Here is a 12736-nt window from a genome sequence, read left to right as displayed (position 1 = left end):
GTGAAAAAAATTAGCATGTATTCATTGTTTTGAATCAAAAAATGAGTTAAAGGAAAAGGTAATTAAGAAAATGAAAATTAATTTGGAGGAAGTAAAATGAAAAAACAGGGAACTGTTGCCATGATTGCTATAGCTTTTATACCAATGGTAATGGTACTAGGAAATTCTATGCTGGTCCCAGTACTTCCCACCATGAAAACAAAATTGGATTTATCTCAATTTCAAGTAAGCCTAATCATTACGGTGTTTTCTCTAGCTGCAGGTTTGATCATTCCTTTAGTTGGATATTTATCCGATCGATTTGGTCGTAAGTGGATCATTGTTGGTTCACTTGTGATTTATGGAATCGGGGGAATCGTTTCAGGATTATCAGCTTGGTTAATGGATAATTCCTACATGATGATTCTATTGGGACGGATTATTCAAGGAATTGGAGCAGCGGGTACGGCACCGATTGCTATGGCTCTGATCGGCGATTTATATTCAGGGGCGCAAGAAAGTAAAGCCCTTGGTATCATCGAGTCTTCCAACGGGGTAGGAAAGATCTTATCGCCGATTATTGGATCTGCCATCGCTCTTATTACGTGGTTTGCGGTATTTTTCACCTTTCCAATTCTTTGTTTTGCAACGGCTATCTTTATTTGGTTTGGTGTGAAGGAAAAGAAAAAAGAGAAAGGAAAAGCTCTTCCTGAATATCTCGGGGCGTTGAAGCAGATATTCATAGATAAAGGGAAATGGCTGATTCCTGCATTTTTTGTAGGTTCAGTAGGCTTATTTATTCTTTTTGGTGTTTTATTTTATATGTCAGATATTTTGGAACAGAGATTTAAAATTGACGGTATTATTAAAGGGTGTATTCTAGCCATTCCATTATTGGGAATGGTGGTCACAGCTTATATTACCGGTTCTAAAATAAAACAGAACAAACCATTAATCCGCAAGTTAATGGTCATAGGATTATTTATATTAACAGGGTCAATGATCGTTGTATCTTTCTTTCAACAAATATATCTTTTGATTGGTCTTTTAACTTTGGGCAGTGTTGGAACAGGTCTATTGCTGCCTTGTTTAAACACAATGATTACTGGAGCCGTTGAAAAAGCAGAAAGAGGTATGATCACCTCTCTATATGGAAGTGTTCGTTTTCTTGGTGTAGCTTTCGGACCGCCTCTGTTTAGTTGGTTAATGAGCATTTCACATAAGACAGTTTTTTTAACCATGGCTGCTTTAAGCTTGGTCACCTTAATTTTAGCCTTTATTTTAATTAGACCAGAAAAGAGTAATGGAAGTAAAACAGAAAAAAAGCAACAATTGGGAACTTTATTTAAAAAAAGAGAGAAAGTGCCAACTTCCTGACACTAGAAAATTTTTGATACTACGTAAATTATTTTCATTAATAAAGCGGTAATTGCGGCTGCCATTAGAGGGCCGACCGGAATTCCACGCAAAAAGACAATCCCGATGATGGAACCGACTACCAGTCCGACAACCATATGTGGTTCAACACGAAGCATTTCCAATCCTTTCCCGTTCATATAAGTAGCAAGCGCTCCTCCTGCCAGGGCGACAGCTCCTGAAAGTGTAGTAAGGAGGAGTAAAATATCTTTCCCGCTAATCTTTCCGCTTGCAAATGGTACTAAAACAGAAATTGTTAAAAACAAAAGGCCTAGCTCTAATCCCCGCCTTTCCAACATTGGAAAGAAACGTTCCAGTGAAGACAGTTTCAACACCATCAAGAAGCTAGCAGCTGTGGCAATTATCGGTGAGCGGCCGACTAAACCTATGATTATAAGAATTACAAGTGATAATTCACCTGAAGACATATTCAATGATATTCAACCCCTGTCCAATTTCTACTCTAAAGGTTTATGTGTCCGACAATGAAAGTATTCTATTTCCTTTCAATATAGGAACAATTTGAGATATGTCTGTCTGGCCGCAATATCGAATATCTTCTTCAAATTGGTTCTGAAGCAGCCTTTTACCGGTAGTGGTTGTAAAAAGGAGTTGAGGCAATTTATTTGCAAGCTGAAGAAAGCTGGCTTCCATTGCATCTGAAAAATCACAGGTTACGATGGAAGATGCCTGTTTTTTTACTAAATGAATCATCATGCCGGCTGCAAGTCCATCCTCAAAAGAAAATTCATTTCGTGTCCCTGCACAATAAATTGTAATATCACTATTTTGAACCAATGCTTCTTTTATACAAGCGGATGCATTGAGAAAACAACCAATTAACAGCCTGTCTGCTTGAGCAGCTTTTTCCATTGCTTGAGTACCATTTGTAGTTAATAAAACAAGATGTTTTCCTGTATGTTTTTTTGTCTTAAGAATTGTAGGTGAATTATTGTAGTCGAATCCTTTAATTTTTTTACAATGCCATTCCCCTGCTAAAATAGTATTTAAAGAGCGTAAAGCAAGTGCCTCCTCGGCCTTCTTAACAGGGATAATGGATTTGATGCCGGAGTCAAAAGCTGCAACGATTGTACTTGATGCTCTTAGTACATCAATTACGATCACCGTCCGACCTTTTACATGTTCAGGTTTGATCTCTCCAACTGTTGATATCGTTTTAACTTGCATACGCAAATTCCTCTCCTTTAAGACTCTTAAGGTTAAGAACTAATGTTTACATACTCTACAAAAAATTAGACGTGCAAGTCCTTTTTAGAATATATTCGGTTATAACTATTTAAAAACCCTTATTTTAGTTCTCGAAGAAATAGATAAAAAAATTTGTCCTATAAGAGGATTTGTTAAACGTTGATAGATATTTTACAAATTATTGAATGGATAGGAATTGATGAATGCTTTTAAGCATTTTGTTTAAACTACTAACTATTAAATAAAAAAATGTAGGTGTGATTATGCCAGGGAAAGAGTTTTTAGCTGCATCGGATTTAAACATTATTATTACAGCGATCCTCATTGGAACTTTCGCTCGTATAATAACTTTAAAAGAGGATTTCCGCCAGTATCCAAGTTATCCAAATGGCTATTTAATTCATTTAATAACTGGATTTGTTTCTGCGTCATTAGGATCAGTAGCTCTTCCCGCACTGTTAAGTAAAAACTTTATAGCAGTAACCTTTTTATCATTAGCTATCCAGCAATTCCGAGATGTTCGTAAAATGGAAAAAGAAAGTTTGATGGACTTAGAAGAAACGGAATATACATACAGAGGAAAAGCTTATATTGATGGCATCGCTAAAACATTCGAAGCAAGAAATTATTTTTCATTAGTAGTAGCCTTAGTTACATCTATAACAATCAAAATTGTCCCATTTAAAGGATGGGTTGGAATAATAATAGGGATTGCAGTCGGTCTTCTGTTACTGTTTTTGTTAGTTAGAATATCAAAAGGAAAAACAATTGGTGATATTGCTCAAGTTAAAACCGGTAAAATTGAAGTTAAGGGATCTGAACTTTTTGTAGATGGAATGTTTATCACTAATCAATTGGGAAGTGACCAAGCACAAAAGCTATTTAAAGAAGAAGGAATGGCGGTTGTAATTACTCCAAATGAAAATCATTTTCGTATCAACCTAGAAAACTTTGGTCAACGTCAAGCAGTTCTTTTTGAAGCAACTAGAACGTTGGGTTTAAAACGTTATCATTTTACAAGGAGAGACTTTGAAAATGGAAAAGTAGTCGTTGCTCTTGTCCCCATAAAAAAAGATATGGATGCTTTCATTGAAGTTGTAAAAAAATGTCCATTACTAGAAAGTGTCAAAAAGCCAAATTCCGTCATGAAAACAAATCTGAAAGGAAGATAAAAATATGGGAAGAGAGTCAAAGATAAATCCAAAATATGACATTCTTGCTGTTATTACGCTTAATAAGGATCGTGTTCTTTCCGGAAAACCTCTTACATTATTAGCACAGAACGAAGAGGAGCAAAAGGAAATGACAGCTGATATTGCAAAAGCATTAAAAGCGGAAATCGTCAGAATGAAAACAAATGACTTTCTTATCATTAGAGAATAGGCAAGAGAATAACAAAAAAGTAAAAAGTGGGTGCTTTTATTACAATATTCACCTAGAATTTATCACGCATTAGTTCCACCTAAATTAATAACAAAAATATATATTGAGCAAAATATTCTACAACACTTTGATTTTTGGACAAAACCGTACTGGAACGTGTAATGTTCAGATGCTGTTCCTTTTTCTTAACATAGAGCAAGCCGTTATTTTCAACAAGAGCATACTGCACTTCATCTAATGAGAAGATATCTTTTTGCCGAAGCTGTTGATTTAAATAATCAAGCGTGTGCCGCATCTTTTTCATGTTGTGCTCTAAAATTTTTCCGTTTTCGATGACGACAGTTGGATCGCCCGCAACAAGCTTTCGGGCTTTTTTGCTTTTCAAAGAAATAAAGGCAGATATGTAGATAAGGAACACGAAAATCGTCAATACAATAAAAATATAGCGGGTTTCAATTTCGATAGCGAAAGCAAGGTTTGCAGTGACCGAACCAAGCGTAACAAAAGCAATTAAATCAAAAATTGTCATCCTGGAGACCGTATGCTTGCCAAGAATTCTTGCGGCTATAAAAAGAGAAGAAAAGACGATGATTGACCTCATAACCACTTCAACATACGGATTCAAAAATATCACATCCATAACAGACTAGGTAAGATCTCTATTATACTTTTTGTCCAATTCGCTTACTATTTAGACGTTGTAATATACATTGACAAAGTGAAAAGACAACGTTCAGAATAAAGCTTGAGCGCCGTAAATATTTATTTATTTTTCTTATACTGATTCAACACATGGACCATGCCTTCTTCGATCAGTTCGTTTGCGGGGCGATCCAGTTTTTTTGCTAAAAGCTTAATCTCTTTATAGAGAGATTGGCTAAGTGTTGTATTCACATTTTTGCGGTCAGGGTTTTTTGAACGTATTTGACTTGTGTACATTTTTTTACCTCCACTAGTATTAAGGAGTTGATTTCTTTTGGAAAATGCCTTACTACACGGTGTTATTTTAGCGTTTGGACTTATATTGCCGTTAGGGGTACAGAATGTTTTTATTTTTAACCAAGGAGCACAGCAGCCAAACTTTTTGCGCAGTATACCAGCTGTTGCTACTGCAGGAGTGTGTGATACTCTATTAATCCTTTTAGCGGTCTCAGGTGTATCTGCATTGATTTCTACATTACATTCTCTAAAACTAGCGATCATGGTTGCCGGTATTCTGTTTTTATTGTATATGGGGTGGACCATCTGGTCTAGCAAAACTCATACACAAGCTTCGACAGAAAGTATGACGCCGAAAAAGCAGGTGATGTTTGCTGCTACAGTTTCTTTGTTAAACCCGCATGCCATTTTAGATACAATTGGTGTGATCGGAACTAGTTCAATTGTTTATACAGGAACGGAAAAGCTGGTCTTTACGTTATCATGTATCTCAGTGTCATGGATTTGGTTTCTAGGTCTTACCCTGACTGGGAGATTAGTAGGGAAAATAGACACTGCAGGTAAGGTGCAGAATCTGATCAACAAAGTGTCTGCCTTGATTATATGGTTCATAACCCTCTACCTATTTTTTGTTACGTTTAAGGTTTTTTAGTCTATTTAGCATGGTCATAAATGATAGGTATAAACCTTACTGCTTATTTTTACAAGATAAGCCGAATTGTTAAATCCTTCCTTTGACTCTATGTTTATTTTTAGAATTTTGAAATAATTTACATAGAAACTCACTAATTTAATGGGAGGTACTTATGAACAGAAAATTTGTCTTAAGCGTTGGTTTAGCTGCAGCTCTAACTCTTGGAAGCCTCGGGTCACTCGTTTTAGCTCATGATGAACTAGGATCAGACATCATAGAAAAGGGAACAGGTCCTGGTTATGAAGCCATTGAATCAACCATTGAAGGGTCCGAGAGTTTTAATTGGAAAGAGGTCGCGGCCGTTCAAATTAAGGAAAAAGACGGCAAACTGAATAGTACAGCAGACGTTTATGTACATAAAGGCTTTGCATACACGGGAACACATACAAAAAGCGGCGGTGAAGGCGGTGTACGTGTATGGGATTTGAAAGATCCAGCAAACCCGAAAGAAGTAGCAGCATTTGCTGATGATATTCCGGGAACTTGGCAGGAAAAAGTAATCGTAAAACGTGTAAACACATCACATTTTAAAGGTGACCTTGCTGTTGTCAGTGTTCAGCAGCTGGATACCCACAATCCTGATTCTGTCGGGGGGTTCCTTCTTTATGATGTAACAAATCCATACCAGCCTAAAAAGCTAGGATTTTGGGCTCTCGACAAGAAGGTAAGAGGAACACATGAACTATATTTAACGGTACAAGGCGGCAAGCCGCTTGTTCTGACTGCTAATCCATATGCTGATTATTACACGCATGGTGAAGAAAAGGACTTTCAGCTTGTTGATGTAAGTAATCCTGCAGATCCAAAAACCCTTTATCAGTTTGATCCACGGTCATTGCCTGAGGTGCCGGAGGACTTTGACGGTTATAACTGGACAGATGAACATGGTAAGAACAGAGCTGTTTTCAATCACAGCACAATGGCTGATGTAAATGGTACAACAGCTTATCTGTCATTTTGGGATCTTGGAACCATTGTTTTAGACATCAATCATCCTGAGAATCCAACATATTTAGGCAGAACAAAGTTTGCAGATTATCAGCAAGGTTCTGCTCACTCAGCAGCTCTTGCTAAAGGCGGTAATGTGCTGATTGAAACACGTGAAGTGTATAATCCGACAAAAGAAGGCTATGAACAGGCTTATGGGTACACACGTATTTTTGATATAAAGGACAAGACAAACCCTAAGTTATTAAGTGAGTTTAGAACAGAGCTTGTAGATGATGTTCAGTATGGATTAACTTTTGCAAACACGGTTCATGATCCGAAGGTACAAGGTAATACACTCTACCTTTCTCACTATGGCGGTGGTGTCCGCTCTGTTGATATCTCAGACCCTAGCAACCCCGTAGAGATCGGGAAGTATATCCCAGAAAGATCAAACATCTGGGGTGTTGATGTAGCTGGTGACTATGTATACGCATCAGATATGGGGACTGGATTGAAAGTTCTTCAGCAAATGGATGGGGAAGAATAGAGTTATTTGAATAGAAAGAAACAATAAACCCTAAAAGTGAGACTTGAGAAAAAACACCTTTTATGCCGTATAGTTAAACGCTATACATAAGAGGTGTTTTTTATGGGGAAAAGAGTGCAATACCCTAGGGAAGTTAAGTAGGAAGTTTTAAAAATGAGAAGTGTGGCTACAAATCTGCCAAGTGATTCCGAAGTTGAATATAGAATAGATCTCAAAGTTCAACTTGGAAGAGATGGTCCAAAAAGACGAAACTATTCTATCTTTGTCGAAAAATAATGAAAATAATTCATTTATTATGTTATATTATGAGTAAAACTAATATAAAGAGGGATGAATTTGTCGATAGGCAAATATGAAATATATCATACAGTAGTAGAACTTGGTAGCTTAACAAAAGCAAGTGAATCGTTAAATATATCCCAATCTGGAGTAAGTCATGCCATTTCCAGCTTGGAAAAAGAGCTGGGACTTTCCTTATTAACACGTAACAAAGCAGGTATCAGGCTAACCGTAAACGGTGAACGAATGTTGTTATATATTAGGGAGATTCTATATTTAAACGAAAAAATGCTTCAGGAGGCTGGGGAAATAAGAGGACTAGAAATAGGGACTGTTAGGATCGGTACATTTTCATCAATTTCTGTTGAATGGCTTCCCGGAATATTGAAAAAATTCATGGATCAATATCCGCATATAAAAGTAGACGTTGTGGAGGGGAAACAGGAGGAAATCTCTATGTGGATTTCTCAGGGGATTGTAGATTTCGGTTTTTTACTGCTGCCTGCTGCAGATATGGAGGTTCTCCATTTAAAGCGAGAAGCGTTTAGCTGTGTTGTGCCGGAAACCCACCATCTTGGTGCTGAAAATTCTATAAAGCCAAATGCACTGAAGGATGAGAAGTTGATTCTTCAAAATTCTACCCTTAAAATCATACATAATATTTTGAAATCAAATAAAATTTATCCAGAAATTGCTTTTCATTTGGATGATGAACAGGCTGTTATCTCGATGGTAAAAAACTCCCTTGGTGTAGCCATCCTGCCAGACATCGCTTTACATAATCTTCCTAATGGGTTAAAAAAAATACCCCTTTCAGATGATCGAGCAATATCCTCTATCGGTATTGGTTCGATGTCCTTTAAAAATCTTTCGCCAGCTGCCGAAAAATTTATAGCAGTATCGACCTTATGGTTAAACGAACATTTCACATGATTCAGGTAATTATGACCTTTTCATATCATATATATTACAACTCAAGTGAATTTGGTATTTATTGGAAGGGAAAAAACAGGTGGATAAGAAATAAATGAAAACTCATAAAATTTAATGAGAAGAGATGGCACATTGGACAAGAATATTAGATGTTATTTTGAAAAATTGAATGCTGCAGATCGGAAAGTTCAATATGAAACTTATAATCACAGGTAATTTGGGCTTATGAGGTAAGAGATGTTATAATCACATAAATTCTTCTCCTCATCACATAATTTAACATTATTTTACATTTGGTGAAGCTCAGAGCATAAACGAATATGCTCTGAGCTTCTTTCATTGTTATAGCCCACTAGGAGAAAGTGCGATCGCTTTTAATGCATGGTCAAGATCATAAATAAGATCGTCTACTGTCTCAATACCGATTGACAGACGGATTAATTCAGGTGAAACTCCTGATTTTCTTTGTTCTTCCTCTGATAATTGCTGATGCGTTGTGCTCGCAGGATGGATGATCAATGACTTAGAATCTCCTACGTTAGCCAGGTGAGAGAAGATGCTCACATTTTCGATTAATTTTTTGCCTTCTTCTACGCCGCCTTTAACACCGAACGTAAGAATGGCTCCAGCTCCTTTAGGCAGGTATTTTTGTGCAAGCTCATAATATGGACTGCTAGGAAGTCCTGCATAGTTTACCCAGTCCACAGAAGGGTGACTTTCCAAGAACTGTGCTACCTTAAGGGTATTTTCTACGTGTCTTTCCAAGCGCAGTGATAATGTTTCTAAACCTTGAATAAACAGGAATGCGTTGAACGGTGCGATCGATGATCCCAAATCACGAAGCAGCTGGACACGAGCTTTTAAAATATAAGCTAGCGGGCCGAATGCTTCTGTATACACGATTCCTTTGTAGCTTGGATCTGGTTCCGTTAAACCTGGGAACTTACCGTTGTTCCAGTCGAATTTACCAGAATCAATAATAACACCACCAACAGATGTACCATGACCGCCTATAAATTTGGTTGCGGAGTGAACAACGATATCAGCGCCATGTTCGATTGGGCGGCAAAGGTAAGGAGTTGCAAGTGTATTATCAACAATAAGGGGAACTCCCGCTTCATGAGCAATATCAGCAATAGCTGAAATGTCTGCTACATCAATCTTTGGATTCCCGATTGTTTCAACGTAAACCGCTTTTGTTTTTTCCGTAATCGCATCTTTAAACGATTGGAGATTATCGATGTCAGCAAACTGTGTTTGAATCCCGAGTTTTGGTAAAGTGACAGAGAAGAGATTGTATGTTCCGCCATATAGAGAAGTGGAGGCAACGATTTCATCACCTGAACCTGCAATATTGAAAATGGCATTTGTAATCGCTGCTTGACCTGATGCCAGAGCAAGTGCTCCCACACCGCCTTCTAACTTAGCGATGGTCTGTTCAAATGCATCTTGTGTAGGGTTCATCAAACGTGTGTAGATGTTCCCGAATTCTTTTAAGGCAAAAAGGTTTGCAGCATGTTCAGTACTGTTAAACTGGTACGAAGTAGTTTGATAAATTGGAACGGCACGTGCTCCAGTTGCGGGATCAACCTTTTGTCCTTCATGCAATGAAATCGTCTCAAACCCGTATTGTCTTTCTTGGCTTCTTTCGTTTTGTTCGCTCATTTTCAAATCTCTCCTCAACGTTTAAATTTTTTGTCATCCAATATGAATTTCAGATCAACTTATCCATTAAAGAAAACTTGGCTGACAATCCTTTTGCGTCAGCTTTAGTTGCACGTATACTATCGACCTAAACTTGTTGCGAAGTCGAAAATCATCGTGCTCTGATAGTGCAAAAAAGACCTCTTCCAAAAGAAGAGGTCCCGATGATTTCACACGATCGAAGTCTCATCTTTCAGAACGTTAGCTGTTCTGCTGAAATTAGCACCATGCATCTCTGCTGGTTGCCGGGCTTCATAGGGTCAGTCCCTCCGCCTCTCTGGATAAGAAGATTGAATATTGAATTAAGGATTATAATACATAGCTTGTAATCAATAGTCAACTGAATTTTTTAAAAATTTCGGATTTTTATTTTCGGCATCACTTTTTTCCGGATAGCTTTTTACTGTATAGATGATACCTACTGCCCAAAATGCTGCAAGAACAAAATAAATGGAAAACATAACGTTTGATGACAAACCAATAGTCAAAAGCAGCGTCCTCGTATTGGTTATGATGATGAGTCCTCCAACTAAAACCCCTAGAACGTGTGAAGGAATCAATCGGACGAGCCATGCCGCAATGGGAGCTGCAACAATACCGCCAGCCATCAATGCACCAACCCAAAGCCATTCGATTTGCTCCCAGCCTAGTGAAATAAAAAATCCAACCGAAGCTGAAACGGCTACGGCAAATTCACTTGTATCCACAGATCCTATGACTTTTCTAGTTTTCATATCCTTTGTCATAAGGACAGGTGTTGTTACAGGACCCCAACCGCCGCCGCCTGTAGCATCCAGAAATCCTGCCAGTAGACCAAGAGGCATAAGCTGTTTATTTGTAAAAGATTTTTCAGCGGGTGCCTTCTTTTTTTCTCCGAGTTTATAGAGAAAACGATACAAAATATAGATTCCAAGAATAATAAGAAATAGAGAAACATATGGCTTCACAATATCTCCGGGAAGGCTGCTTAAGAAACAAGCTCCCAAAAAAGCACCGATCGAACCAGGCAGAATTAAGCGGAGAACCACCTGTCGATCAACGTTTCCAAACTTAATATGGGAAACTCCGGATGCGGCTGTCGTCACAACTTCAGCAAGGTGGACGGAGGCGGATGCAGCTGCAGGCGCAATCCCTGCAACTAAGAGCAGAGAAGTCGAAGTGACTCCATATGCCATTCCGAGTGAGCCGTCGATCAGCTGTGCCATGAGTCCAATAAGCGCTAGTACTATTAACTTTTTCATCAAATTCCTCCTCAAAATAAAAAGGCCCTTAACAAGTCGTGTTAAGAGCCTTCGGTTTTTCCGATCAGCGATACGGATGAAATTTTAGTTATTACTATATGTTCCAAAAAGACAAATTGTCAACTGCTGGTTTAAATTTTTCAGAAAAAAATAAAAATAAAAAAATTAGGGCTTGATATCCTTTTCAGATGTGATATGATTTTTAAAAATTAAACTCTTATCCAGAGTGGTGAAGGGATCTGGCCCGATGAAACCCGGCAACCTGCGATTCGTAAGGTGCTAACTCCAGCAGAATGTTTTTACATTTTGGAAGATAAGGTAATACGTTTACCTCCACTATCTTTCCGAAATGGGAAGGTTTTTTTATTTTTTTTAGAGATAATTTTAAAAGAGGGAGGCCAGTGGAGTGGCGAACGAAAACAGTGATAACGATTTTCTTCCTCAGCTTCAAAAAATGCTGAGCAACATCAAATTTGGATCCATAACTTTAATCGTGCAAGATGGAAAAGTCATTCAACTTGAAAAAAACGAGAAGGTAAGAATTAAATAGCGCTGACTAGAAAACTAGAGGCGGTTTTAACGAATAGGGCTTGTTCCTAAAACGTTAAAGCCGCTTTTTTGTACTATCAGAAATATAACTTGTTAGGAGCAAGGTGAGAATCGACGGTGTTACAAGTTAAAGTCGATAGTATAAGTGCACTAGGCTAATGCATATACGTCAACCAAGTTTTCTTTTATTGGCGAAAAGGAGGTAACAGATTGCTGACCTATGAAACGTGGGATAACAAAATTCGAGAGTTTAATAGTGATAACCCCACAAAAGGCGCATTAGATGTCCTGAAATGGGCTTATGAAACGTATGGCGACGAGCTCGTATATGCGTGCAGCTTTGGGATCGAAGGAAGTGTTTTGGTTGATCTTGTTTCCCAAGTAAAACCAGATGCTCAAGTAGTCTTTTTAGATACACAGCTGCATTTTCAGGAAACATATGACGTGATTGAAGCTGCAAAGAACAGGTATCCACCATTGCGAATCAAGTTGAAGACCCCGGATTTAACACTTGAGGAACAGGCAAGAAAGCATGGCGAAGGACTGTGGAAGGTGAATTCGAATCTGTGCTGCAGCATCAGAAAAATAATTCCATTAGAAGAAGAGCTTGGCGGCGTAAAAGCCTGGCTTTCAGGATTACGCCGTGAACAGTCGCCTACAAGGCAAAACACGCAGTTTATTAACAAAGATGAGCGTTTCCAAAGTATTAAAATTTGCCCGCTCATTCACTGGACGTGGAAAGACATTTGGCGATATGCCCATAAACATAATCTGCCGTATAACATACTGCACGACAACGGTTATCCAAGTATCGGCTGTGAACCTTGCACACAAGCAGCTATTAACTCAGATGATCTTCGTTCCGGCCGCTGGTCAGGAACTGGAAAACTTGAATGCGGCCTTCATGAAGGCTAAGAACAAATAGGAGGAGAG

Annotated in this window: 14 protein-coding genes and 2 riboswitches; of the genes, 8 read left to right on the top strand and 6 right to left on the bottom strand. The window is 38.2% G+C overall.

Annotation, left to right across the window (positions count from 1 at the left end; translation table 11 throughout):
• The first annotated feature begins 96 nt into the window (after positions 1–96).
• Positions 97–1356, top strand: coding sequence for an MFS transporter (locus M3196_RS01505; RefSeq protein ID WP_251320491.1), 1260 nt, complete (start codon positions 97–99; stop codon positions 1354–1356).
• Positions 1357–1358: 2 nt separating this feature from the next.
• Here the strand turns inward: M3196_RS01505 and M3196_RS01500 are convergent, their stop codons facing one another.
• Positions 1359–1823 (bottom strand): DUF441 domain-containing protein, encoded by a 465-nt coding sequence (locus M3196_RS01500; protein WP_251321696.1) that lies wholly within the window; start codon positions 1821–1823, stop codon positions 1359–1361.
• Between the two features lie 43 nt (positions 1824–1866).
• The gene (locus M3196_RS01495) at positions 1867–2583 is read right to left on the bottom strand and encodes a 2-phosphosulfolactate phosphatase (protein ID WP_251320490.1); all 717 of its coding nucleotides are present in this window, start codon (positions 2581–2583) and stop codon (positions 1867–1869) included.
• Between the two features lie 284 nt (positions 2584–2867).
• On the opposite strand from M3196_RS01495, the gene M3196_RS01490 reads away from it, so the two are divergent.
• Both M3196_RS01490 and M3196_RS01485 read left to right on the top strand, forming a co-directional pair.
• Positions 2868–3776, top strand: coding sequence for a YIEGIA family protein (locus tag M3196_RS01490; RefSeq protein WP_251320489.1), 909 nt, complete (start codon positions 2868–2870; stop codon positions 3774–3776).
• Positions 3777–3780: 4 nt separating this feature from the next.
• On the top strand, positions 3781–3987 hold the full coding sequence (locus tag M3196_RS01485; protein ID WP_251320488.1) for a capping complex subunit for YIEGIA: 207 nt from the start codon (positions 3781–3783) through the stop codon (positions 3985–3987).
• A gap of 79 nt (positions 3988–4066) precedes the next feature.
• Here the strand turns inward: M3196_RS01485 and M3196_RS01480 are convergent, their stop codons facing one another.
• Together M3196_RS01480 and M3196_RS01475 are read right to left on the bottom strand one after the other, a co-directional pair.
• Positions 4067–4612 (bottom strand): DUF421 domain-containing protein, encoded by a 546-nt coding sequence (locus M3196_RS01480; RefSeq protein WP_251320487.1) that lies wholly within the window; start codon positions 4610–4612, stop codon positions 4067–4069.
• Between the two features lie 137 nt (positions 4613–4749).
• A complete protein-coding gene (locus M3196_RS01475) occupies positions 4750–4926 on the bottom strand; it encodes a hypothetical protein (RefSeq protein WP_251320486.1) in 177 nt (58 codons plus the stop codon).
• Between the two features lie 37 nt (positions 4927–4963).
• Here M3196_RS01475 and M3196_RS01470 point away from each other — a divergent pair, with 37 nt between their 5' ends.
• From M3196_RS01470 to M3196_RS01460, 3 genes are all read left to right on the top strand, one after another.
• Positions 4964–5578: a LysE/ArgO family amino acid transporter gene (locus M3196_RS01470; protein ID WP_251320485.1), complete on the top strand. Its 615-nt coding sequence runs from the start codon at positions 4964–4966 to the stop codon at positions 5576–5578.
• Between the two features lie 154 nt (positions 5579–5732).
• Positions 5733–7097, top strand: coding sequence for an LVIVD repeat-containing protein (locus M3196_RS01465; RefSeq protein ID WP_251320484.1), 1365 nt, complete (start codon positions 5733–5735; stop codon positions 7095–7097).
• A 336-nt stretch (positions 7098–7433) separates the two neighbouring features.
• Entirely contained in the window at positions 7434–8309 is an 876-nt protein-coding gene (locus tag M3196_RS01460) for a LysR family transcriptional regulator (protein WP_251320483.1), read from the top strand.
• 342 nt (positions 8310–8651) lie between these two features.
• Here the strand turns inward: M3196_RS01460 and M3196_RS01455 are convergent, their stop codons facing one another.
• Both M3196_RS01455 and M3196_RS01450 read right to left on the bottom strand, forming a co-directional pair.
• On the bottom strand, positions 8652–9974 hold the full coding sequence (locus M3196_RS01455) for a homocysteine synthase (protein WP_251320482.1): 1323 nt from the start codon (positions 9972–9974) through the stop codon (positions 8652–8654).
• Between the two features lie 222 nt (positions 9975–10196).
• Positions 10197–10301, bottom strand: a riboswitch (SAM riboswitch).
• Positions 10302–10342: 41 nt separating this feature from the next.
• Positions 10343–11254, bottom strand: coding sequence for a sulfite exporter TauE/SafE family protein (locus M3196_RS01450; RefSeq protein ID WP_251320481.1), 912 nt, complete (start codon positions 11252–11254; stop codon positions 10343–10345).
• A 214-nt stretch (positions 11255–11468) separates the two neighbouring features.
• Positions 11469–11574, top strand: a riboswitch (SAM riboswitch).
• 86 nt (positions 11575–11660) lie between these two features.
• On the opposite strand from M3196_RS01450, the gene M3196_RS01445 reads away from it, so the two are divergent.
• Both M3196_RS01445 and M3196_RS01440 read left to right on the top strand, forming a co-directional pair.
• Entirely contained in the window at positions 11661–11804 is a 144-nt protein-coding gene (locus tag M3196_RS01445; protein WP_251320480.1) for a DUF2292 domain-containing protein, read from the top strand.
• 209 nt (positions 11805–12013) lie between these two features.
• Complete coding sequence (locus tag M3196_RS01440; RefSeq protein WP_251320479.1) at positions 12014–12718, top strand: phosphoadenylyl-sulfate reductase; 705 nt, start codon at positions 12014–12016, stop codon at positions 12716–12718.
• Positions 12719–12736: the final 18 nt, after the last annotated feature.

This window comes from Fictibacillus nanhaiensis (assembly GCF_023715445.1).
Classification (GTDB): Bacteria; Bacillota; Bacilli; order Bacillales; family Fictibacillaceae; genus Fictibacillus; species Fictibacillus nanhaiensis_D.
Note: the sequence above shows the minus strand (reverse complement) of the source record. Positions and strands in the feature narration are given on the sequence as shown.